Origin of the sequence: Mucilaginibacter terrae, from assembly GCF_031951985.1 — a bacterium.
In the GTDB taxonomy this organism is placed as follows: Bacteria; Bacteroidota; Bacteroidia; order Sphingobacteriales; family Sphingobacteriaceae; genus Mucilaginibacter; species Mucilaginibacter terrae_A.
In genome coordinates this window covers 2419450-2443720 of the sequence record NZ_JAVLVU010000001.1, presented here as the reverse complement: position 1 = coordinate 2443720, position 24271 = coordinate 2419450, and the positions used below count along the sequence as shown (strand labels likewise).

The window sequence follows — 24271 nt, the reverse complement described above, 5'->3', positions numbered from 1 at the left end:
GTCGTAAAATTTACAACCCGCTTTCTTTTTTGAATGAACTACTATTAACTATTATTTCTTTTTCAGGGTAATAGTAAAGCTACCGTAGCTACCCGCACTTGAGGTATGAGCAAGCCTAACACCTACCGTAAGCTGGCATGGAAGAACCTGATTATCGGCACTACCCGCAACGCTTGCTGCTGAGAAGTTAAGACCGTCTCCGTAATTACCATAAACCTGTTTTGTAACCGACGTTTTATTAGTTGCCGGATCGATAGTAATTACGATGGGCTGAACATTATCTGTTACACCATATACAAATGATAAGTGTGTAGCATCAATAATTTTTACCGGAATGGTGCTACCAACGGCATAATCTTGCCAGCCGTCAGCAACTACAGTATACGGAACGGTTGAACCAATTGCGCCATAATCCTCCATATGGAAACCGCAAAGAGCTCCATAAGTAATAGTAGGTGTAGCACCTGCAAGGCTCGCTATGTTACTATTGTTTTGATTAGCCACGCCTGAAAAAGCAGGATAAACCTTACCGTCTTGAGTGGTAATGTTAGCACCAATAGTGTATGAGTCGCCTAATATAGACGAAACGTTACCAAAAAGCGATTTAAACTGTGTTCCTCTAACCGTAATTTCGGTAGGGAAAGTGGTAACATTACTTTGCAGTACTTGTACGTTTTTCTGATCACCGTTTTTTATAACCACAATGTCCATTTTTGATGGTTTTACATCATCGGGAAAATATAGACCCACAGTGAATTTTCCAACAAACGCATCAGGAGCATCACTTTTAATTACCTGGTCGGCAGTTGCATTTACAGTAAGCTGTGGCAATGGAACTCTTTCCACCCCCTCCAACTTAGGGTTGTCACTTTTACGGCATGATGCCATAAATGACAATACAGCGAGTGAATATATTAATAACTTTTTCATGTCTTTTATTTTAATCAATCAAATAAATATTATGGTAACCAGAAAGGCTTATAGGTTGAAGGATCAACTTTTTGCGCCGGTGCGTTTGAATTACTATTCAACTCATCTTGCGGCCAAGGCAAAGTAAGCGGGAATTTTTTAGTCGCCTGAACGGGAACAGACGGTTGTACCGGCTGACTTGGGTTACCGCTAACCGGAGGTTGTACCCTACCGCCCGGAGCTTGCTCTGTGTTTGAAGGATCAAACATTACCGGAAATCCTGTTCTGCGATTATCTGTATAAGCATCCACAGCAAATCCAAAACTTGATATCCATTTTTGAGTCAAAATTTGCTCTAATTGTTGAGCTGGTTTTGCGTCAAACTGCGCCATTACTGCGGTTATATATGCATTTGTGGCAGATGCTCCAACTAATGCCGGAACCGTTTGAGTTGTAGGCTTAACATAAGTTGTAATTACATAATCAACTTGTTTAAATGCTTCATTTACCGCTGCCTGGAAAGTAGTTCTGGCATTTCCGGTTATTACTCCGGTGTTTATAAGCTCAGCTTGCATAAACAGAACATCTGCATATGTTATAAAACGATCTGGCGCAGCACCAGTACCACTCGCTGCCGTTGCAGTACCGCCTTGTCCATCATCATAGCGTCCACCTACCGGATAAATACCCGATAATGACATATAATTCTGTTGCGATTGGCCAGCATTAGGACCGGTAGAACCAAAGTAGATTGATAAGAATCTGCCATCTCTATATTCACTTGGGTTGGGTGTAGTGGTTGATGCGGTTCTTAATTGGTTATAAATGTAGTAAGGTACACGTGGATCAGTGATGCCTGTGTAAATTTTAGGATTATAACCTTTCAAAATTTCATAAAACCATGGGCTTACGTTCTTAGTACGTTGAGACGCATAGTATTCGCTAAAGCCAGCATTGCGGTCGTCGGTAGCGCCGTTAGGGCCGTGAGGTAATAAAAAGCTCTCGGCTGTAGTGCTAATTAATTTATTAGTTGCAATTAACGCATTTACATCGGCGGTAACGTTTTTAATTTTGCGTTGTTGCAAAAGCAGTTTTAATTTAATTGAGTTAGCTGCTTTTTCCCATTTAGCAATGCTACCACCGTAAATTAAATCATCTACGCCAGGTTTTTTAACGTTGCTTGCGCTTGCGTTAAGATCGGCAATACCTTTGTTAAGTAAAGTTATAAGCTGAGGATAAATTTCTGATCCCTTATCAAATTTAGGATTAGTTATTTTATCCGAAACAAGTTTATTAACTTCTGAATAAGGCACGTCGCCGTAAACATCAACTAATAAGCTATATGCATATGCCTTAATAATTTCACCAATTCCGGCATATTGCAGGTTCCCATTTTTAGTACCTTCTGCAATAAGGAAATCTGTGTTTGTTAATACAGTAACATAAAAATCACCCCAGGAAATATCATTGCCTGTTAAGCCGTATCCGTTAGGAGCTTCGCGAACGGTAATACGATGTGTATAAACCTCTAATGCATAAGAAAGGCCATTTTGGGAAGTTGCATTACCCAGCCCTCTTTCAATACCGGTAAGTAAATGTGCTTCAGTTACCGCTGTAGGTGCATATGGGTTAGTATTAATATCGAGTTGCTTTTTGCATGATGTCATCAGCAAAACAGCAGGTATAATATATTTTAATTTTCGTAACATGTTTTTCTTTTATTAGAAGGTAACATTAAGGTTAAATCCATAGCGCTTAACTGTTGGCGCTGTAGAAAGCTCAATACCCTGGTTGGCACCGCTTCCGAAGCTGCCGGTTTCAGGATCAAAGTTTGTACCTTTTGGTACATTAGGTGCAAAGAACCAAAGATTACGGCCTGTTAAGCTAAAACGCACATTGCCAAATGGAGTTTTCTTAAGTAAACCTTTAGGGAGATTGTAACCAAGGCTTACTTCTCTTAAACGGTAAACTGTACCATCGTATATAGCAAATTCAGTTGGGCCGTTTGTGGCAAAGCTGGTACCAAAGTATAAATCGTTTGTTGGTACACGGGTTGTGTTTTGTACTTTACTACCATTTACTAAAATAGGTTGTTGCGTATTTGGATCACCGTATACCCCCGGAATTACCCAGGTTGATTCCCTGTCTTCAGTAATTTTAGCAGTACCGCGGCCTAATTCGTTAACAATGGTGGTTGAGTAAACGTCTCCGCCTTTAGTATAATCAATTAATGCAGATAAGCTAAAGCCTTTGTAACTCACAGTATTAGTTAAACCCAGTTTGTATTTAGGGTTAGGGTTGCCAATGTTAGCAGGCTCTGTTGCTTCAATAAGTAAACCTGTTGCCGGGTTAATCAAATAATTACCTGCGTCGTCGCGCGCGGCAACTGTGCCTCTGAAATAGGCATAAGGTAATCCTGGTTCAGCAAAGCCAAGATAACCGAGGCTATATCTGGTTATACCTTGGGTTAAGCTCGTAACCGTGTTTTTGTTATTGGTAAGGGCTGCTGATACTGTCCAGTTAACAGATCTTGACATAACCGGTTTAACCGTTAACATTACCTCAATACCTTTATTGTTTATTCCACCAAGGTTAGTGTAATACTCTGAGTAACCTGTACTGGTTGGAGTTGTGATAGGCACAATCAGGTTAGATGAGTTTTTATTGTAGTAGGTGAAATCCAGGTTAATTCTTTGGTGGAAGAAACTTAATTCAGTACCTAACTCAACCTCTTTAGTAAATTCAGGTTTCAGGTTAGGATCATAAGCTCTTGCACTGATGCCTAAAGATGGCTGACCTAAGTAATTAGGATTGTAACCAAAGTTGGCAATTAGGTTATAAGGATCGGCATCTCTACCTACTTTTGACCAGCTTGCTCTCAACTTGCCGTAGTCCAATATGTCACTTTTAATATCCAGGGCATCTGTAAATACGAAAGTACCTTGTACCGCAGGATAAAAATAGCTTCTGTTGTTTGATGGTAAAGTTGATGACCAGTCATTACGGCCTGTAACGGTAACGAATGCATAATTTTTGTAACCGAGGGTTGCCTCACCAAACAAACCAAAGATTCTTCTTCTTGAATAGCTGTCTTCACCAATTAATTTTTGTACTGTATTGGTTAAAGTATGGTATCCGCGTTCAATAAACTGATTGCCTACGTTTGTTAAATCGGTAATGGTACGCTGGTTAAAGTTTAAACCTAATGAACCGTTAAGACTGAAATCTGTTGCGATTTTTGGGTGGAAGTTTGCCAAAAATGTCGATTCGATCTCTTGCTTGCGGTAGTTATCTACAACTAAGCTACCTAAGCCTTGCGCAGCTCTCGAGCTAATTTCAATTACCTCGCGGCGATCATTAGTAAATGTGTTGCTACCTAATGCAAACGATAAGTTTACCCATTTGGTAACATCATAGTCGGCTCGCATGTTGGCAATAAAACGCTCAGAGGCAGTATTATTAAGATTGTATTTGGCAGACCAAAGCGGGTTGTCAAACTGGCCGGCACCTGCGTAAATAATGCTGTTGCCGTTTTTGTCTTCAAAAGGCAGATCCAAATCCCAGTTACGGCCTAAGAACAAGCTACGTGAAAATAGTGAAGGTGCACCGCTTTGTGTTTCACCAAAATTACCGCCCGATTGATCGGTACGGGCATAACTTAAGTTACCGCGAACATTTAAACCATTTGCCAGTTTTGAGCTACCACCTAATGATATGTTTGAACGTTTAAAGTCCTGGTTGGTCATGTATCCGTTTTGGTTTAACTGTGAAGCAGTTAACACAAATGCGGTATTTTTCGTCGCCACCGTTAATACTAACCGAGTTTTCAAAAACGCTACCGGTTTTAAACAGGTTTTTTACGTTATCAGGGTGAGCAACGTATGGTACTGTACCGTTAGGAAATAACTCAGGGTATGCTGCCAAATAAGCCGACCATGCTGGTATATTTTTTAAAGCTCCGCCAAATTTAGGACCCCATGAGCCATTCGATTCCGAATAGTTGCCATATGACCCAGTGCCAAAGCTGTTTTGCATTTCAGGAAGTTTTGCTATTTGCTCTAACGAAGCAGAACTTTTAACGTTAACTTCTAAACCTTTTTTACTGCGTGAGGCACTACCTGATTTGGTTGTAATTAATATAACACCGTTTGAAGCACGTGAACCGTAAAGTGCAGCAGCGCCCGATCCTTTTAATACCTGCATGTCAGCAATATCATTAGGGTCGATGTTTGATATACCACTACCATAAGCACCGCCACCGGTTACCTGGCTTGAGGTAACTACGTTATCGTTGCTATAAGGCACACCATCAACAACAATCAGTGGCTGCGAATCGCCGGTAAATGAGGTGTTACCACGTATCTGTATACGTGTTGAAGCACCCGGAGTACCCTGAGATGAACGAATATCAACACCAGCTACTTTGCCTTGCATTGCTTTTAATACGTCAGGCTCCGAAATTTGGGTGATCTGTTCGTTGGTAACTTTACCAACACTTGTACCTAATGAGCGAACCTCCCTTTTAACACCGAACGATGTTACCACAACCTCATTGAGTTGTTTGCTGTTTGGAACCAAAATAATGTTTTGTGGACTGCCGCTGCTTGCTACTTCCAGGGCATCGTAGCCTAAATAAGTGAAAAGTAGAGTTGCTCCTGAAGCTGCCTGCAAACTATAGCGGCCTTGTGCATCAGTAACAGTTCCGGTTTGTGAACCTTTAACCCTTACACTTACGCCTGGAATAGGCAAACCGTCGTCTTTTGATGTAACCGTACCAGTAACAGTACGATCTTGCGCAAAAAGTTGCCCGATAACGAGCATCAAGAAGCACAAATTCATTAGTAGAATTTTCTTCATGTTTTTTATAAGATCAGTTATTATTAAATAATCATTAAAAATATATTTCTATTTCCATAAAGTCAAGTTTTATGTCAACAAAATTAAATTTTGGAATAAATTGAGTAAAAATTTTATTTATTTTAGTACTATGTATTGCATAATACAATCTAAAACATATATCTTTGTATTATGCTTGTAGAAAATACCCAAACCCAAATGCGAAAAGGCATACTCGAGTATTGCATACTCTGTGTTATTGCCAAGGGCGAGATATACGCATCAGATATCATTGCCGAGTTAAAGAAAGCACAACTGCTTGTAGTTGAGGGTACATTATACCCGTTGCTTACCCGATTGAAGAATAACGGCCTACTCAGTTATAACTGGGTAGAGTCAACCTCCGGGCCGCCCCGAAAGTACTATGTACTATCTGAAGAAGGTAAGCAGGTGCTTGCACATTTAGATAAAACATGGCAGGAATTATCCTTTGCCGTGCAAACATCAATCGAAGGAAGAAAATAATCAACCGCTATTAACTATAAATCATCATGAACAAAACAATTATCATTAACATAAACGGAACGGTATTCCACATAGAGGAGCAGGCTTACGAGCTGCTTAAGGAATACATGACCGATGTAAAACGTCACTTTTTTAACTCGGCCGATAGCCTTGAAATAACTACCGACATTGAAAACCGTATTGCCGAAATGCTGAACGAGATTTTGGTGCGCGAAGGCCGCCAGGCGGTAATTGACCAGGATATTAACTATGTGATTGAGCAAATGGGCTCGGTTAAAGATTTTGAATATGCCGAAGAAACCGGAGCCCCGGGTTTTGAAGAACCTGCGTTTGCAGATCATGCCGGTAACCGTCGTTTATTTCGCGACCCGGATGACCATTTGGTAGGTGGTGTTTGTGCCGGTATAGCTAACTATTTTGATGTACAGGCGGTATGGATCCGTTTGTTCTTTACAGTAGCTTTTGTGTTTTTCGGTACAGGCTTGTTATTATATATCATTCTTTGGATCATACTGCCCAAAGCCGTTACCCGTGCCGATAAAATGGCCATGAAAGGCGAGCCTCTGGACCTGCAAGGCTTTAAGCGAAACTTTGAAGCCGAATTGAGTTCGGTAAGCGACCGCATTGCAGGCTTGAAAAGTGAGGGACGTCCCTTTGTATATAAAACCCGCGATTTTGTGAGCGATTTTTTTCATCACCTGTTTGTATTTTTTGGCGGTGCAGGTAAAGTGGCTGTTAAGCTGTTAGGCCTTTCCGTAATATTAGGTTGTGTAGCCGGCATAATTGCCGTTGTAATTGGCCTTGGCGCTACCTGGTTTTTTGGTGGCAATAACTTTTCACTGCCAGATAGCTTTTTTAATTACGAGCATATTAACCAGGTACGTGCTGCGGTGGCACTCATTGCCATTATTCCGCTTACAGTTATTATTATAGTGGTGGCAAGCGCCATGTTTTCTACCGCATCTATTAACCGGTCGGCAGGTATTACTTTGCTGGTGGTTTGGTTAAGTTCAGTAGCAGTATTAGCTTACCATGGTGCCCGTGCAGCTGCCGAATTCAGAGACTCGGCCAGTTTTACACAAACCATTAATCTAAAACCGAGCAAAACCCAGGTTTATTACCTACAGCTGAACGACGTAATGTTTTTAACCCGTGAGGATAGCACCCGCCTGCAAATAAAAGACAAGTTCAGGAACATGATTTTAACCGATGATGAAGACCGCCATGAACTGGAACCCCGCAGTTTGAGCATCAGCATCGAAAAATCAGACGTGCCTTACCCGGTACTGGTTCAGGAATTTTCGGCTCGTGGTTATGATTATGATGCCGCCTTAGAGAACGCACGTAACACACGTTATGTATTTGTTCAACAAGATTCGGTTTTAAAGTTCGACCGCAGGTTGCGCCGTTTAAATAACATGGGATGGCATAACGAAGAAGTAAAACTTACTTTGCGTATACCTTTAAATGCCACTGTTATGGTGAATGAGAAAATAAACCGCTACATAAGCAATTATATGGATGTTTATGCCTGCCTGCCTGGCGATGATCACAAAAGCACCGAAATGGCACCGTTTGTAATGACTAACGAAGGCTTAAAATGCAAGTTTGAAAAAGTAGTGGGTATTGACGGTAACGAAATGAGTGATGAAGTTAAATCCCTTGATCTTAACCATGATGGTGCAATTGATGCGAGTGAAGCATTAAAAGCAGCACAAGCACCTCCTACAGCTCCTAATGAGCCTGCTGTTGGCGATACTATTTATGTTGATGATACCATTCAAACAGCTAAACCTGCTAAAAAGCCGGTGGTAATTCATCGCCGCCACCGCAAGGTGCAATAACAAAATAAGGAATTTACATCCTGCCTGCATACTAAATGTTCATGATGAGGTTGCAGGCGGGATGCTAAATTCTTAACTCCAATAAATTTACTGTTGCCTACACCTTATCGCAATTTGTTGAGGCTTAAGTTGTTTGGCCTGGTTTTAACTTTGGTTATACCTTCCTCTCCAATGATTTTTTAAAAAAGTTACATTTTCTTGTAACCAGATGCCCTGTTTGTGCATCTTACTAACAAATACAATAACAAGCTTACACGGTACAGGTAAGCTTTAATCAATAAAACAGTTTAACAATTTTTAAAAAGATTAAAAATCTTTAACAGGATACCTATTGCCAAAATTTTACACTACACACTTACACTAAACTCACATGAAAACGCTCACCTTTAAAATATTTGCCTGTTTGGTCCTTGCTTTTGGAGCGGGAACTGTACAGGCTCAAAACAATGCAAAACCAGCCGCGGCACCATCTGCAACCGGAAAAATCAATGGCTCATTGATGACTGATAAAGGTAAACCTGCCGATTATGCCACCGTAACCCTGTTGCGTGCTAAAGATTCATCGGTAGTGAAAAGCAGCCTGAGCAATGATGCCGGTGCTTATACCATTGAACGTGTTGCAACCGGTACTTACCTGGTTAAAGCAACCGTTGTAGGTTTTGATAAAGTGGTAAGTGCCCCAATCAATGTTACAGACAATGCCACTGTAAATGTTCCGGCTTTAAAATTGGTATCCTCGTCAAAAAACCTGGCGGCAGTAACGGTAACGGCTACCAAACCACTCATCGAGCGTAAAATAGACCGTACCGTAATGAACGTAGAAAACAGCGTGCTGGCAGCCGGTAACTCGGCTATGGAAATATTGGAGCGTGCGCCCGGTGTTACTGTTGATAAAGATGATAACATTAGCCTTAAGGGCAAACAAGGTGTAACGGTAATGATCGATAATAAATTAACCTACCTATCGGCCGCCCAATTGGCTGCCTTGTTACGCTCAACCGATGGTAACAGCATCCAGTCTATCGAGTTAATTACCAATCCATCGGCTAAGTATGATGCTGCCGGTAATTCAGGTATCATTAACATACAAAATGAAAAAAAACCGTGCAGGTGGTACTAACGGTAGTTTTGCAGCTACTGCAGGTTATGGTCAAAACCATAAAGCCAGCAGCTCATTAAACCTTAACCATAAAGACGGCAACTTAAATATATTTGGTAATTACAGCTACTACAGCAATAAACGCCCTCAAAACCTGGAGCTTAACCGCACAATTAATAATGCCGGTGTTAATACTTTTTTTACCGAGAATACTAAACTGGTAGGAGATCGCAACTCACACAATTATAAAGTAGGTGCCGACTACGATATCAGCAAAACCAACACCCTGGGTATACAATTAAGCGGTTATAATTCAACCTTTGATGGTTTAAGCAACAACAACACCTTAATTAGAGGTAACCAGGGTAACCAAACCGGTATTACCACCACCGGCAACAACTCTAAAGAAGCTTACAATAACTTTGCGGCTAATATTAACAACCGTCTGGTAATTGATACCGCAGGAAAAGAATTAAGTATGGATGCCGATTACTCTTACTTCTGGAACCGTCAAAGCAACAATTACAACAACAACTTTTACCAGGCCGATGGTACCACCCTGCGTACAAGCTCATTATTAAGAAACAACCTGCCAACCAAAATCAACATTGGTACTTATAAGGCGGATTATACCAATCCTATTGGTAAAACCATGAAACTGGAAGCCGGTGTAAAATTCAGCTACGTGGCAACCGATAATGATTTACGCACCGACTCGGTATTTAACGGTAACTGGGTACCCGATGCAGGCCGCACCAACCTTTATAAATACACCGAAAATATTAACGCAGGTTACTTTAACTTTAGCAAAAGCTGGAAAAAAACATCGGTGCAAGCCGGTTTACGCGCCGAGCAAACCAATTCAAAAGGCGATTCGCGAGATATTAATGGTGTAGCCACTATTAACGAAAGACATTACCTGAGCTGGTTTCCAAGCGTGTTTGTTAATCACGAATTATCAGAAAATCATAGTCTGGGTTTAAACTACAGCCGCCGTATTGACAGGCCGAGCTATGATGATTTGAATAGCTTTGTACAAATATTAAATGCCTATACCTATCAGCAAGGTAACCCTAATCTTAAACCTCAATTTACCAATTCGTTCGAGTTATCGTATACCTTTAAAAAAACCTACAATCTTACCTTGGGTTATAGCAAAACTACCGATGTAATGGTAGAGATACCCAAGCAGATTGATGCTCAAAAGGTAACCTTTATAACCCGCGAAAACTTAGCTGAGCAAAACTCATACAATGCTAACCTGAGCGCTCCGTTTAAACTTACCAAATGGTGGAGCATGAATAACAACATAACAGGTTTTTACCTGGGCTTTAAATCGCCGGCCACCGGTATTGATAATGGCCAGTTTGCTTTACAGGGAAATTCAATAAATACCTTTTTACTAAGTAAAACTGTAAAATTGGAAGGTACTTTTAATTATCAATCGCCTTTAACATATGGCTTGTTTCAAATAGGCCATCAATATGGTTTGGATGCTGGTATCAGCAAGTCATTCGCAGCAAAAAAAGCTACCTTAAAATTTTCGGTAACCGATGTGTTTAACACCCGCGAGCAAAATTTAAATGTGCGCCAGGGTAACTTAAACTTTAACGTTTACCAAAAAAATGAAACCCGCGTAGCACGATTAACCTTTACCTACAACTTTGGTAATACCAAAATACAGGCCCGCCGCCACCAAAGCGGTGCCGATAGCGAAAAGAGCCGGGTTAAATCGGGCAGCTAAACCATATTACAAAGAAACCATATACAGCCATCTTTCGGATAAATGACCGGGAGATGGCTTTTTTGTGTATAGAGCAGGGTTTAATGGCTTTGTAATTGATACTTGTAGTGTAATGTGGCTGGGCTAACCGACCAAATAAAATGTTAATTTTTATAAGGTTATTAAACCGTTGAATGTTTAAATAGTCGAAAATTTAAAATTAACAAAAAGCCTGCTGTGTGCGGGTAGTAACGTTTCTTTCTAACATACATACATGAAAAGTTTAAATAAATATTTATTGAGCATAGGGTTAAGCGCTTTAACAGTTCTGTTTACCCTATCGGCCGATGCTCAGCGAGGAAGCAGAGGTGGTGGCGGTGGCGGCGGTCGTGGCGGATTTAGCGGCGGAGGCGGTTCTCGTGGCGGTGGTTTCGGTGGTGGCTCTCGCGGCGGTTTTGGCGGAGGCGGTTTTTCACCACGCGGAAACTCAGGCGGCAGCTTCTCACAAAGAGGTAACCCAGGTGGTAATTTCTCACAAAGAGGTAATACACAAGGTCGTCAAAACTATGGTGTAAGGCCAAATGCAGGTGGCAACTTTGGTAACTCGCCTCGCGGAAATTTTGATAACAACCGCGTTTACGGAGGATCGAGAGGAAGTTATAATGGAGCCCGCGGAGGCTTTAGATCAGGTAATACGTATAGTTTCCGTGGCGGTGTTCGCCCCGGTTACAATTACCGTGGTATTGGTGGCCGTAGCTATTTTAGCGGCCGTAGTTATTACCGTGGTGGGGTTAGAGCCTATTATGGCAACCCATATCGTGGCTTTTATCATAACTATCGCGGGTATTACAATAGTTACTATTATCCGCGCATAGGTTTAAGCATTGGTGTATTGCCTTACGGTTACTATCCGTTTTACTGGGGCTCATCATGGTACTATTATAGTAATGGTTTTTATTACCAAAACTTAAATAATCAGTACACCGTAGTTGAGCCTCCTGTTGGTGCCGAACTTGACCGTTTGCCCGATGATGCCGAGTCGATTACAATTGACGGTGTACAGTACTATGAATCGAACGGTGTATACTACCAGGCGGTAACCAATGGCAGCGGCCGGTTAGTGTATCGTGTAATGGGTAAAGATGGTGAACTTAACACTGATAATGCCCAGGTAAATGGTAACGATAACAGTGCTTACCCCGAAATTGGCGATGTAATTGATGAATTGCCAAACGATACCCGTAAAGTAAAAATTAACGGCGAAAAATATTGGCTTACCCCCGATGGCGTTTATTTGCACGAGCAACGTGATGCCAACGGTAAAATTATCTACGTGGTAACCGGTGTGCCCGATGATGAACCCGATGACCAGTAATAAGTAATGATTGATAGTTTTTTAGAGTGGGGTGCGGCTATATGGTCGCACCTTTTTCTTTTAATGTAGATGCTTTAAAGCAACCAACAGCATACAGCAGGATGCCATATTATAATGTTGCCTTTATATTTAGTGCAACATTTATAACGTATGAAATTTTATCGATATTTTTTGCTGGTGCTGTTTTTAATTGCTGCAACATCATTCATCCCCCAAAAACAAATCAGCTGGACAGCCATAGGTGATTCGATAACTTACCTGAACGATCACACCAATGAAACCGGCGACCGTATAACCAAAGGCTACCTTACCCGCGTTACCGAGCAGTTGCCCTACCTGCATTACACCAACCAGGGCCATAACGGCTGGACGGTGGTACGCATTGCCAAAGAAATAGAAAAGCTAAATCTGCAAAAGGCCGATGTTTACACCGTGTTTTTAGGCACCAACGACTGGTGGCACGGCGGCAAACGGGGAACCATGGCCGATTACCAAAACAGCACAGGCTTACAAACTGTATACGGCGCCTACCGCATCATTACCGATAAACTGAAAAGCCTCAATCCGCAAGCCCGTGTTATACTAATTACCCCCATGCAACGTGGCGATTTTGTATATATCCGCAATCCTAAAAACAATGCATGGGGCTCGTACAAAGAAAAAGAAGGCCAAACCCTTGAGCAATTTGCCGAAGCTGTAAAAGCTATTGCCAAACTGGAAAATTACGAGGTAGTTGACCTTTATCATAACAGCAAACTGGATGTTAAGTATGCAGTAAAGTTTAAGCGCTTAAAAGATTCCTTAACCCATCAATACCAAAACTTTAAATACCCGGCCTACACCAACATCCCTTTTAATGCCGAAACCGACGGATACCCTTATCCACCTGAAGCTATTAATATGACTTACGATGGCTTGCATCCATCTGATAAAGGAAATGAAATTATTGCCGGTATGCTGATTAAGGTGATGAAGAAGATAAAGTAACGATTATTCATCTATTTGCTTATAAGTAGATTTGTACAGGGAGGGCTTAAACACACTTAGAATATGAATTTATTTAAACGGCAACCAAAAGTTAAGGAGATAGCACTAAAAAGAGAATACGTATTTATGTACGAGAATTTTTTACTGTCGACGCAACATGAATTATATCTTGCTTTAGAAAAAAGAAAAGAAGTGGTAAGTATACTCAAGTTTAAGTACAGGCAGTATAAATATGGATATCCAAATGATGAAGCTGGTCATCCTTACATGGATTATGGACTTGGCTTCTATGGCTTCTTCGAAGTGCATTATTCACCTTGGGCAAATTGTCTAAGCAAAATAGTATCCATTCCCAGCATTCAGAAAGTTTATTCTCGCATTATAAGCACTACATAATAAAGTTTAAGGATGTTACTTTAGAAGTTTTGGCTGATAGTTATGAAGAACTTGATATTCCCTCATCTGATATATACGATTTAGTGAATCGGGAGCTTGACTACTTAGTTGACGAATAAAAAATACTGATATTCCTTGTGTTGTTGCTAAATAAATTAGCAAATTTGTTTCATGGCATTTGAGGCAAACAGCGAGTTTTTTAGGGGGAGAGGGGCACAGGTAAATACACATAATAAGTTCCTGCAAAACAAGTATGTAGCCGAGCATATTGAGGGTTTGGACGAGCCGTTACTGCATAACAGCAAAACACAAATATTTGAAGAAAACCCCAGAAGTATTGTAAGCAAGAGCAACAGTCCCGATTTAAGCCACATGCACTCCATTAACCCTTACCAGGGTTGCGAGCATGGTTGTGTATACTGTTATGCCCGTAACAGCCACGAATATTATGGCTTTAGCGCGGGCCTTGATTTTGAACGCAAGATCATAGTAAAGCGCAATGCGCCCGAACTGCTCGAAGAATATTTTAATCGCCGCAGGTATCAACCCGTACCCATTGTACTATCGGGCAATACCGATTGTTACCAGCCTATTGAGCGCGATTTGCAAATTACCCGCCGCCTGCTCGAAGTGTTTTTACAGTACAAACACCCGGTAAGCATTATCACCAAAAACAACCTCATTTTACGTGATATTGATGTGGTAAGCGAACTGGCTAAACTTAAACTCATCCACGTAAATGTTTCCATTACCTCGCTCGATGAACAGTTGCGCCAAAAGCTCGAACCCCGTACCGTCACCTCGGTAGGGCGCTTAAATACTATTGAAAAACTAACACAGGTTGGTGTACCTGTACGGGTAATGACGGCACCTATTATTCCCGGCTTAAACAGTAACGAGGTGCCTGCCATCATCAGGGCGGCAGCAAATCGCGGAGCAGTTTCGGCAGGGTTTACCATAGTGCGGCTCAATGGCTCTATAGCCGAATTGTTTGTTGATTGGATACACAAAACCTTTCCCGACAGGGCCGAAAAAGTATTGAACCTCATACGCGAGTGCCACGATGGTAAGCTAAACGACAGCGAATTTGGCCGCCGCATGAGCGGCGATGGCGAAGTGGCCGAATCTATACACCAGCTATACCGCATGGCCTGTAAAAAGTACCTGGCAGGCAGGGAAATGCCCGGATATGATTTATCAATATTTACACCCAAAACCGGCAGGCAGGTTACCCTGTTTTGAGATGCTGTGCTGATGATTTAAATAAAACGTAATTTTGAACCAATATTATGGCAGATTAGGGCTTGTACCAAAATTGTATTTCTGTCGTTAATGGTTATTGATAAAGAACACTGATGTTAAAAAAAATTGCCCTGTATATAACTGCCTTGCTGCCGTCGGTAGCGTTAGCACAAACGCCCGAAGCCTTTACTATTAATGGTAAACTAAATACGGTGAAGCAGCCCTACCGTGTTTACCTTGTTTACCAACAAGGGCAAGCCCGACAAGTAGACTCTACCACCCTGGTTGACGGAACGTTTCAATTTGCCGGCAAAATAAACAACCCAACAAGTGCATTAATGGTATTAGACCACCGTGGCGTGGGTTTTAGCGGCATCAGCAAAACTGATGATGTGCTAAACCTCTACCTCGAAAAAGGGGATATGTACATTGCCGCTACCGATTCGGTATCAAAAGCCAAAATTACGGGTTCGGAAATAAACAGGGATAACGAAGAACTGAACACTTTGCTGGCACCGCTGTATGCCCGTGCCGAAAGAATTTATACCGAAGTACAGGCTGCTTCTCCGGAGCAACGCCAAAGCAATGTGTATCAAAACACCATGCAGGATAAGTTTAAGGCCATACAACTGGAGCGCGAAAAATTCCTGAAAGAATATATTCTTGGCCACCCGTACAGCTATTTAAGCCTGATGGCGGTTAGCTCCATGGGTGGTCCATCGGCTGATGCAAATGTGATCGAACCTTTGTATAATAGCTTATCGCAAAAACTGAAAGACTCGCCGCAAGGGCAACAACTCAAAGCCTCTTTTGCAGCATTGAAGGCAACTGCCATAGGTGCCGTAGCTCCCAATTTTACACAGAATGATGTAGATGGTAAACCTGTTAGCCTGTCTTCATTTAAAGGTAAATATGTGCTGATTGATTTTTGGGCATCATGGTGCGGCCCTTGCCGCCAGGAAAATCCTAACGTGGTGAGGGTATTTAACAAGTTTAAAGACCGGAACTTTACCGTATTGGGCGTATCATTAGACCGGCCTGATGGTAAAGCGGCATGGCTTAAAGCTATTAAAGACGATGGTTTGACCTGGACCCACGTATCCGACCTGAAATTCTGGAACAATGAAGCTGCCGCACTTTACTTTGTACAATCCATCCCACAAAATTTTTTAATTGGGCCCGATGGCAAAATAGTAGCCAAAAACCTGCGCGGCGGCGATTTGGAAATGACATTGTTGAAAGTATTAAGTGCACCTCAAAAAGCTGGCAAAGGCGAATAAATTTAATTTATGCAATAACCAATTCAAGCGTCCAATGCTTGAATTGGTTATTAAAGTAAGCGTTTAACGCTTACTTTTTTTGATTATTACCATAGCAAAGCATAAAATTCCCCTCTTTAGAGGGGGCGTGTAGGGTCGAGTAATGGCAGGGGTGTGTATTATCAAAGCAGTTATACACTTATCCCAATTACACACCCCCAAACCCTCTCAAGAGGGGAAATCAAATGCACAAAACCATGTTTTCATTAATTGTTCAATAAACCTATATTTGCTGCATACACAAAGGCGATGGTGCTCGCCTAATTGAACCGCCCTCAAAAAGCTGATAGCGCCTGCCCAATAGATGGTTAAATTTATTGCAATGCAGGCTTATGTTTAAAAAAATCAGTTCGGCTAAGTTATCAGTACTATACTACGTTATCCGCTGGACGATCATCATCGTACCCGTTGCTGTGGCCGTTGGTTGCATGGTAACCCTATTTTTATGGCTGTTAAACTGGAGCATTCATTATCGGTTTGCGCACCCATGGCTGCTATACCTGTTGCCGGTGGCGGGCGTAGTTATACATTTTTTATATAAGCTATACGGACGATCGGCCGAGCGGGGCAATAACCTCATTATTGATGAGATACACCAACCCGGTGCGGGCGTGCCTAAACGCATGGCTCCGCTTATTTTGATTACCACCGTTATTACGCATTTATTTGGTGGATCGGCAGGGCGCGAGGGTACGGCGGTGCAAATTGGCGGCAGCATTGCCAATGCGATAGGAAGCCTGTTTAAACTTAACGAAAGCGACACCCGCATTGTACTCACAGCAGGCATTGCCGCCGGCTTTGGGGCCGTATTTGGCACCCCACTGGCCGGAACCATTTTTGCATTAGAAGTACTTACCGTTGGCCGCATACAATACAATGCCTTGCTCCCTTGCCTTATTGCGGGATTAATTGGCGATGTTACCGTATCGGCCTGGGGCATACATCACACGCCTTACCACATCAGCTATGTATCAGCGGGGCAGAATTTTTACGGGCATCACCTGACAATTAACTTTTGGCTGCTGCTTAAAACCATTGTGGCTTCGGCGATATTTGGTTTAGCTGCTTATGCGTTTGCTAAGGCTATTCATGGCGTAAAACAGCTCTCTTTAAAGCTTATAAAAATTCAATGGCTTATCCCGGTTTGCGGTGCGATTATCATTATTGCCTTAACATTCATTTTGGGCAAGCCCGATTATTTGAGCTTGGGCGTTGATGCCGAATATCCGGGAGCGGTAACCATCGTATCTGCATTTCAACAAAACGGCGCCGACTTTTTCAGCTGGTTATGGAAACTCATTTATACAGCGGTTACACTGGGCACAGGTTTTAAAGGCGGCGAGGTAACACCCCTGTTCTACATTGGCTCTACCCTGGGTAATATGCTGGCCGGAGTGCTCAATGCTCCCGTGAGTTTGTTTGCCGCCTTAGGTTTCATAGCTGTATTTGCCGGAGCCACCAACACTCCTTTAGCCTGTACCATTATGGGAATTGAACTTTTTGGAAGTGAACATGCGTTATTATTTGCGGTAGCTTGTTTTACGGCATATTATTTTAGTGGAGATGCCGGAATTTACAGTGCGCAACGAACGGAAGGAAAGTGGCTTTTTCCAAAGAATTAGAGAGGGCTATCTCAATCTTTTCATTTTATTGAAAAGAACTTTAGCATTACGGTCAACCGTATCAGTTACTGAATGTTGAAGATTGATAAGGTAATCGTTGTTTTCATCAACAGCTGTTGACGCATCTTCATCATTCACCTTAGGATCATAGTAGTAGCTTTGGTGCAAAAGGCATTTTAGTCTGCCTTTACTGTCTCTAAACAACCAGCTCCGCTTTTCAAAAACGGCTCCTGCATCACCCCAGTTTTCGGCAAGCTCAAGTTTTTCGATTAAAGTTTTTTTATTTTTATCGTATATAAAAAGCGTAATTGATGAAGACTCATACATTGACGGCACCCTCGTGATCAGCCCAACTTTATATTCATCAATATCGAACTTAAAATTCGCGTAGTAATTTTCTATGTTTTGCCAGTTGCTTCCGAGTACTTTAGCATTAGTACTATCTAGCTGAACACCTCTGTACTTATAACCAATACTGTCGAGGTTACTAGATGAAAACACCTGCAACGTATCAAATTTCAGCGGCACGTAAACATCTATCAGTTTAATATAATTGGGTGGAGCAACTTTGGGGGCAGAGGCAGGCTTGGCTACAGGCTTTTCAACCTTTGTAGCTTTTGGAAACGGGCGTTTACAATTAACCAGCAATACAGCAAGTAAAACCGGGATAAGGAATTTCATTTAGATAGTTTGTGATATGTAATGGCAATGTGCTAATTACCAAACGCTTTCACAACCTCAGGCAGCAACTTCCCTACCCACTCGCCATACATTTTGCCCGAAGGATGCAGGCCATCACTTGCCACCAAAGCAGCATCGGCAGCGGCATTGCGCGAGCCGGGGGTAATATCAAAGTAAGTTATTCCTGCTTTTAGGGTTTCTTCTTTGTTGATGGCATTATACTGGTCAATTTCGCGGGCAATTTGTGCACGGTCGCGGCTTTGGGCAAATGGGGTTACGCCCCAATCGGGTATAGATACCACGAACACGTGCTTTTTATTGCCACCGGCATAGGTAATTGCGGTTGTTAGCAGCTGTACAAATTCGGCGCGATAGGTATCGGCGTTATAGCCACGATATTGATTGTTAACACCAATAAGCAGGGTCACTATGTCATATTTGCCGGTTAGGGCTTTATCTTTAATGGCAGCAATTAATTCGTCGGTTGTCCAGCCGGTGCGGGCTATTATAGTTGGCGCGGTTACTTTAGTTTTCTGCGCATTTAGTGCAGTGGCCAACTGGTATGGAAAAGAGGAGACGGCAGGTACTGCTTCGCCAATGGTATAGGAATCTCCCAGGGCAAGGTAGCTTAACCCATCCTGCGGGTATGTTGGAGATGCTATTTCTATTTCATCCATATTTTTATTAGCACAGCTCATTAAGGACGCCATCAGTAATATTACCAGGTTTATTTTTCTCATCCCATCATCTCCATACCAAACTGTACGGAAATATGGCGCTTAAGGATTTCTTTAACTTCATTCATGTCAACTTTCCGGCCCAACTCGTTCTCCATTGAAGCTACGGCTTTATCATCAATGCCGCAGGGTACAATGTGCCCGAAATAGCTCAGGTTGGCATTTACGTTAAGCGCCAGCCCATGCATGGTTACCCAGCGGCTGCAACGCACGCCCATAGCGCAAATTTTGCGGGCGCGCTGCTCGTTATCAGGGTCGAGCCATACGCCGGTATAGCCTGGGTAACGGCCGGAAATTATACCATAATGAGCCAGGGTTTGTATAACAGCTTCTTCCAGCGTGCGCAGGTACAGGTGTATGTCTGTAAAAAAGTTATCAAGGTCTAAAATGGGGTATACTACCAACTGACCGGGGCCATGATAGGTAATGTCGCCACCACGGTTAATAGGGTAGTAAACTGCATCCTTTTCTTTCAGCCCGGCTTCATCAAGCAACAGGTGATCGGCCTTGCCGCTTTTGCCCAAGGTGTACACGTGAGGGTGTTCGCAAAAAATAAGATAGTTAGGCGTGAGTATTTCCTCTCCATCCTCTTCGGTTCCGGCCAATACGGCTTGCTGATGGTTGCGTATTTCGGTTTTAAGCTGTACGCTTTTGCTAAAAATACTTTCCTGTTTGTCCCAGGCTTCTTTATAATCAATGAGGCCCCAGTCCTGGTATTCAACCTGCTTATTTTTCATGGTTTAAGCTTTAACGTAACCTATCATGTAATCTTCGTACTGCAGGTAATCTACTTTATAATCAATATTTAAGTCGCCCTTGCTCAGGTTGGCCTTAACACTGCCTTCGGGAGTAAAGGCAAACGGCTCCAAAGCAATGTTATCTAAAAACGATACCTCTTTTTGTCCGTAGCACTTATAAATGGCCTCCTTGGCACACCAGCAAACATACAAATGGTAAATTTTATTTTGCTGGTCAATTGAAGCGCGTTCGGCAGCGCTCAAAAACTTAGGGGCTATGCGTTCCACTTTTTGTTTCACCTGCTCAATATCAATGCCTACGGGGCGGCTGCGGCTTATCATTACCGCGGCATAATCAAACGAGTGGCTTAATGATATATGGTAGGGCAGGCTAACCAAATAAGGCTTGCCATGCACATCAACCTTGCAGTCAATATACTCATCGGTGTGCAGCATGGTGCGCAGCAAAACACGCGTTGCCAGCCAGTGTAAATGGCGCTTACCATTGGCCAGTTGCTCTACAAAAGCCTTTTCCTCATCGTTCAACTGCAACTGTTGGTAAAGGGTATCCGCCTCTTCCTCAATGCGCCACAGCGCAAATTCGGTATCGGCATCCACCTGTTTTATAAAAGCTATGGCCATGTGTTAAATTACAAAAACAGAGAGCAAAATTAGGTTAAATAATTTAATTTCGTGGGCGTAACCCGTCACCGTAAAATGATTTTATCAGACAAACGAATTTTAGAGGAAATTGAAAAAGGAACTATCATTATTGAGCCTTTTAAGCGCGAGTGCCTGGGTACAAATTCATACGATGTACACTTGGGTAAATACCTGGCAACCTACCGCAACCGTGTGTTGGATGCCAAAGTGCATAATGAAATTGACGGGTTTGAAATACCAAAAGAAGGCTACATATTACAACCAGGCACGCTGTACTTAGGCGTAACCATGGAATATACCGAAACCCACGCGCATGTTCCGTTTTTAGAAGGAAAATCGAGCACAGGCCGTTTGGGTATTGATATACATGCCACAGCCGGTAAAGGTGATGTAGGTTTTTGCAATACTTGGACGCTCGAAATTTCGGTAGCCCAACCTGTACGCATTTATGCGGGCATGCCTATCGGTCAGTTAATCTATTTTGTGGTTGAAGGCGAAATTGAAACCATGTACAACACCAAAAACAACGCCAAATACAACAACCCATCAACCCGCCCGGTTGAAAGTATGATGTGGAAGAATAAATTTTAAAAGGCGTTAAACCTTTTGATTTTTGTTCGTCTAACATTAATTATAGCCAAACATTCATCGCAGTTATTTATAAATAACTGCTTCGCACTCACCTTTCCCTTGCCCAAAAAACTATCGCGGTTTTTGCTATAGGCTTATTGCCTATATGTTAATGTTTTGCGTACTTTTATTGGAGTAAAATACATCTGCCTGTCAATTACATATGAACCTTAAAAAACCTGTCGCCGGCTTATTGCTTGCTTTAACCGCCGTTATTGCTACTGCCTTTATTAAACTGGATGATGACCCCATTCAAAAGCTGGTTGCCCAGCTCGAGAAATGGACAGCAGACCAACCCTACGAAAAAGTTTACCTGCAATTTGACAAGCCTTTTTACGGCGTAGGCGATAATATATGGTTCAAGGCATATATAACAGTAGGGGGTAAGCACCAGCTATCGGCACTAAGCGGTGCACTTAATGTACAGCTTATTGATGAGCGCGACTCGGTTAAACAGTGGATTAAGCTACCAGTTACCAGCGGTATTGCCTGGGGCGATTTTGCCTTGAGCGATACCTTGAAGGAAGGTACGTACCGCGTACGTGCCTACACCAACTGGATGCTTAACGCAGGTGAAGATTACTTTTTTGAGAAACGTATTGCCATAGGCAATGCAGTTACCGATAACGTATTTACCAAAGCCAGCTATACATACAGCAAGTTAAATAACGGGCAAAAGGTTGATGCCGTGATCAATTTCAGCGATTTGGATAATACGCCTTTTGCCGGTAACGAAGTGAGCTATAATGTGCGGCTTAACGATAAACAGATACTTAAAAGCAAAGGCACTACTGATGCCAAGGGCAATCTTAACATCAGCTTTATTAATGCCACATCGGCTCCCTTAACCTCGGGTAATATTGCTACCGAAATTAAACTGGCCGACAAGAAAACCGTAACCAAAACCATAGCGCTTAAAACCACAGCAGGTTTGGCCGATGTTCAGTTTTTCCCCGAAGGAGGAAACCTGGTTAATGGCATTCGTTCAAGAGTTGCGTTTAAAGCTGTAGGCAGTGATGGGTTAGGCGTTGAAGTAAAAGGGCTGGTGACAGACAATGCCAATAACCAAATTGCCGAAATAACCACGCGGCACTTGGGAATGGGCAGCTTTGCCTTTACTCCTGAGGCTGGTAAAACCTATAAGGCACAAATTACTTACCCCGATGGTTCAAAAAATACCGTTGCTTTGCCTGCTGCGCAAAATGACGGTTATGTACTCACGGTAAATAACACCGATGCCAACAATATCAGTTTAAGAGTAACCGGCAGCAGTAGCATGAGCGGTAAAGGAACTTTTGTAATAGCTCAATCGGGCGGGGTGGTTTGTTACGCCGCAAAAAATGCAAACGGTTCTATTGCTTTTGGAGCACAGGTACCTAAAAACAAGTTTCCATCGGGAATTGCGCAATTTACCTTGTTTAATGCCGATGGCCAGGCATTAAATGAACGCATTGTATTTATACGAAACGATGTAGATATTTTGAAGCTGAATGTTAGTGCAGATAAAGCCTCTTCGGCGCCGCGAGAAAAAGTAAAAGTTGGCTTTAATGCAAAAAATAGTGCCGGCGCGCCGGTTATCGGCGTGTTCTCGGCCGCAGTTATCGACGAAACCAAAGTACAAAGCAAAGAAGCCGATGAACCCAGCATACTTTCGCAGATACTTTTAAGCGCTGATATTAAAGGATACATTGAACAGCCTAACTTCTATTTCACTAATCCTGATGATAAAACGGCAGCCGATCTGGATGTGCTGATGCTTACCCAGGGGTATCGTCGTTTTGAGTGGAAAAGCATGTTTGCCGGCCAGTTTCCGCCTGTTAAGTTTCAGCCCGAAAAAACTTTACAAATATCAGGTACATTGAAAACATCGGGCGGCAAGCCCGTGCCTAATGGTAAAATTACCTTGTTTACCACTGCTGGCGGTACTTTTATATTAGATACTGTTGCCGATGCGCAAGGCCGTTTTTCATTTAAAAATATGGTATTTAAAGATAGTATTAAGTTTGTACTACAGGCACGTACTGTTAAAGGCGGAAAGAACGTGGAGATTGCTTTGGATAAACTGCCCATGCCTTCTATGATTAAAAACAAAGCAGTGCCCGATGTGCAGGTGAACAGTTCGGCCGCATTAATGAGCTATCTTAAAAATAGCAAGAAGCAATACGATGAGGAAGCAAAGTACGGTTTTGGCAATCATACCATCATGCTCAAGGAAGTAACCGTAACCGAAAAGAAGAAGAGCCAGTCATTGGCTAATTCATCAAACCTTAACGGTGCCGGCAATGCCGACCAGGTTATAACCAGTGAGTTTTTTGATAAAATGGGTTGTGCTACCATTGATCAATGTTTACAAGGCCGCTTGTTGGGGGTAATGTTTCAAAACGGCGTCCCGTATTCAACCCGTAGTATGAATACCCCAATGCAAGTAATTGTGGATGGTATTTATGTAGAAGGAGACTTTTTAGCCACTATACCACCCATGAATGTTGCCAGTGTTGAAGTGTTGCGATCTATTGGTAACACGGCTATATACGGCAGCCGCGGTGGCGGCGGTGTTTTAATTATCAACACTAAACGTGGCGGTGAGTACAATTATAATGCTTCACAAATTTATTCTCCGGGTATAATTACTTACACACCCAAAGGCTTTTACTCGGCCCGTCAGTTTTACGCACCTAAGTATGATGACCCCAAAATCAATGTTGCCATTGCCGATTTACGTACAACTATACACTGGCAACCTAACATAGTAACCAATAAAGACGGCAATGCCTCTTTTGAATACTTTAACGCAGGAAGCCAGGGCACATACCGGGTTATAGTTGAAGGTATAAATGACGAAGGTTATTTAGGCCGGCAAGTTTACAGGTATGAAGTGAAATAGTGTACCTGGCTTTAGGGTGTAAACCAATGAGTTTGAAAGAAAAGGAGGCTGTTCACTATTCA

At 42.4% G+C, this 24271-nt stretch carries 20 protein-coding genes and 1 riboswitch; of the genes, 12 read left to right on the top strand and 8 right to left on the bottom strand.

Going from position 1 to position 24271, the window contains the following annotated elements:
• Positions 1–51: 51 nt before the first annotated feature.
• Genes QE417_RS10230 through QE417_RS10215 form a run of 4 tightly spaced genes read right to left on the bottom strand, consistent with a single transcriptional unit; the run spans position 52 to position 5766 of the window.
• On the bottom strand, positions 52–930 hold the full coding sequence (locus QE417_RS10230) for a hypothetical protein (protein WP_311949684.1): 879 nt from the start codon (positions 928–930) through the stop codon (positions 52–54).
• Positions 931–959: 29 nt separating this feature from the next.
• A complete protein-coding gene (locus QE417_RS10225) occupies positions 960–2618 on the bottom strand; it encodes a SusD/RagB family nutrient-binding outer membrane lipoprotein (protein WP_311949682.1) in 1659 nt (552 codons plus the stop codon).
• 12 nt (positions 2619–2630) lie between these two features.
• Positions 2631–4739, bottom strand: a complete 2109-nt coding sequence (locus QE417_RS10220) for a TonB-dependent receptor domain-containing protein (RefSeq protein WP_311949679.1) — start codon at positions 4737–4739, stop codon at positions 2631–2633.
• A complete protein-coding gene (locus tag QE417_RS10215; RefSeq protein WP_311949677.1) occupies positions 4636–5766 on the bottom strand; it encodes a TonB-dependent receptor plug domain-containing protein in 1131 nt (376 codons plus the stop codon). The genes QE417_RS10220 and QE417_RS10215 overlap by 104 nt, the downstream gene beginning before the upstream one ends.
• Positions 5767–5937: 171 nt before the next feature.
• Between QE417_RS10215 and QE417_RS10210 the strand changes: the two genes are divergently transcribed.
• The 10 genes from QE417_RS10210 (at position 5938) to QE417_RS10165 (ending at position 17877) form a co-directional block, all read left to right on the top strand.
• Positions 5938–6270, top strand: coding sequence for a PadR family transcriptional regulator (locus QE417_RS10210; protein WP_311949675.1), 333 nt, complete (start codon positions 5938–5940; stop codon positions 6268–6270).
• A gap of 26 nt (positions 6271–6296) precedes the next feature.
• Positions 6297–8114, top strand: coding sequence for a PspC domain-containing protein (locus tag QE417_RS10205; protein WP_311949673.1), 1818 nt, complete (start codon positions 6297–6299; stop codon positions 8112–8114).
• A 370-nt stretch (positions 8115–8484) separates the two neighbouring features.
• Positions 8485–9234: a carboxypeptidase-like regulatory domain-containing protein gene (locus QE417_RS10200; RefSeq protein ID WP_311949671.1), complete on the top strand. Its 750-nt coding sequence runs from the start codon at positions 8485–8487 to the stop codon at positions 9232–9234.
• Positions 9206–10957, top strand: coding sequence for an outer membrane beta-barrel family protein (locus tag QE417_RS10195; RefSeq protein ID WP_311949668.1), 1752 nt, complete (start codon positions 9206–9208; stop codon positions 10955–10957). The genes QE417_RS10200 and QE417_RS10195 overlap by 29 nt, the downstream gene beginning before the upstream one ends.
• A 253-nt stretch (positions 10958–11210) precedes the next feature.
• The gene (locus QE417_RS10190; RefSeq protein WP_311949665.1) at positions 11211–12311 is read left to right on the top strand and encodes a DUF6515 family protein; all 1101 of its coding nucleotides are present in this window, start codon (positions 11211–11213) and stop codon (positions 12309–12311) included.
• A 150-nt stretch (positions 12312–12461) separates the two neighbouring features.
• Positions 12462–13298 (top strand): SGNH/GDSL hydrolase family protein, encoded by an 837-nt coding sequence (locus QE417_RS10185; RefSeq protein ID WP_311949664.1) that lies wholly within the window; start codon positions 12462–12464, stop codon positions 13296–13298.
• Positions 13299–13361: 63 nt separating this feature from the next.
• On the top strand, positions 13362–13694 hold the full coding sequence (locus QE417_RS10180; RefSeq protein ID WP_311949663.1) for a hypothetical protein: 333 nt from the start codon (positions 13362–13364) through the stop codon (positions 13692–13694).
• A gap of 171 nt (positions 13695–13865) precedes the next feature.
• Complete coding sequence (locus tag QE417_RS10175) at positions 13866–14936, top strand: PA0069 family radical SAM protein (protein ID WP_311949662.1); 1071 nt, start codon at positions 13866–13868, stop codon at positions 14934–14936.
• A 113-nt stretch (positions 14937–15049) separates the two neighbouring features.
• Complete coding sequence (locus QE417_RS10170) at positions 15050–16216, top strand: TlpA disulfide reductase family protein (RefSeq protein WP_311949660.1); 1167 nt, start codon at positions 15050–15052, stop codon at positions 16214–16216.
• A gap of 275 nt (positions 16217–16491) precedes the next feature.
• Positions 16492–16558, top strand: a riboswitch (Fluoride riboswitch).
• Positions 16559–16587: 29 nt separating this feature from the next.
• The gene (locus QE417_RS10165; protein ID WP_311949659.1) at positions 16588–17877 is read left to right on the top strand and encodes a voltage-gated chloride channel family protein; all 1290 of its coding nucleotides are present in this window, start codon (positions 16588–16590) and stop codon (positions 17875–17877) included.
• 6 nt (positions 17878–17883) lie between these two features.
• On the opposite strand, the gene QE417_RS10160 is transcribed toward QE417_RS10165, so the two are convergent.
• Genes QE417_RS10160 through QE417_RS10145 form a run of 4 tightly spaced genes read right to left on the bottom strand, consistent with a single transcriptional unit; the run spans position 17884 to position 20674 of the window.
• Complete coding sequence (locus tag QE417_RS10160; protein WP_311949658.1) at positions 17884–18558, bottom strand: hypothetical protein; 675 nt, start codon at positions 18556–18558, stop codon at positions 17884–17886.
• Positions 18559–18590: 32 nt separating this feature from the next.
• The gene (locus tag QE417_RS10155) at positions 18591–19235 is read right to left on the bottom strand and encodes an SGNH/GDSL hydrolase family protein (protein WP_311949657.1); all 645 of its coding nucleotides are present in this window, start codon (positions 19233–19235) and stop codon (positions 18591–18593) included.
• Positions 19236–19294: 59 nt separating this feature from the next.
• Complete coding sequence (gene lipB, locus QE417_RS10150; RefSeq protein ID WP_311949656.1) at positions 19295–20032, bottom strand: lipoyl(octanoyl) transferase LipB; 738 nt, start codon at positions 20030–20032, stop codon at positions 19295–19297.
• Positions 20033–20035: 3 nt separating this feature from the next.
• Positions 20036–20674 carry a 4'-phosphopantetheinyl transferase family protein gene (locus QE417_RS10145; protein ID WP_311949655.1) on the bottom strand — a complete coding sequence of 213 codons (639 nt, stop codon included), beginning with the start codon at positions 20672–20674 and terminating at the stop codon, positions 20036–20038.
• A gap of 75 nt (positions 20675–20749) precedes the next feature.
• On the opposite strand from QE417_RS10145, the gene dcd reads away from it, so the two are divergent.
• Positions 20750–21286 (top strand): dCTP deaminase, encoded by a 537-nt coding sequence (gene dcd, locus QE417_RS10140; RefSeq protein WP_311949654.1) that lies wholly within the window; start codon positions 20750–20752, stop codon positions 21284–21286.
• A 202-nt stretch (positions 21287–21488) separates the two neighbouring features.
• Complete coding sequence (locus QE417_RS10135) at positions 21489–24209, top strand: TonB-dependent receptor plug domain-containing protein (protein ID WP_311949653.1); 2721 nt, start codon at positions 21489–21491, stop codon at positions 24207–24209.
• Positions 24210–24271 lie beyond the last annotated feature (62 nt).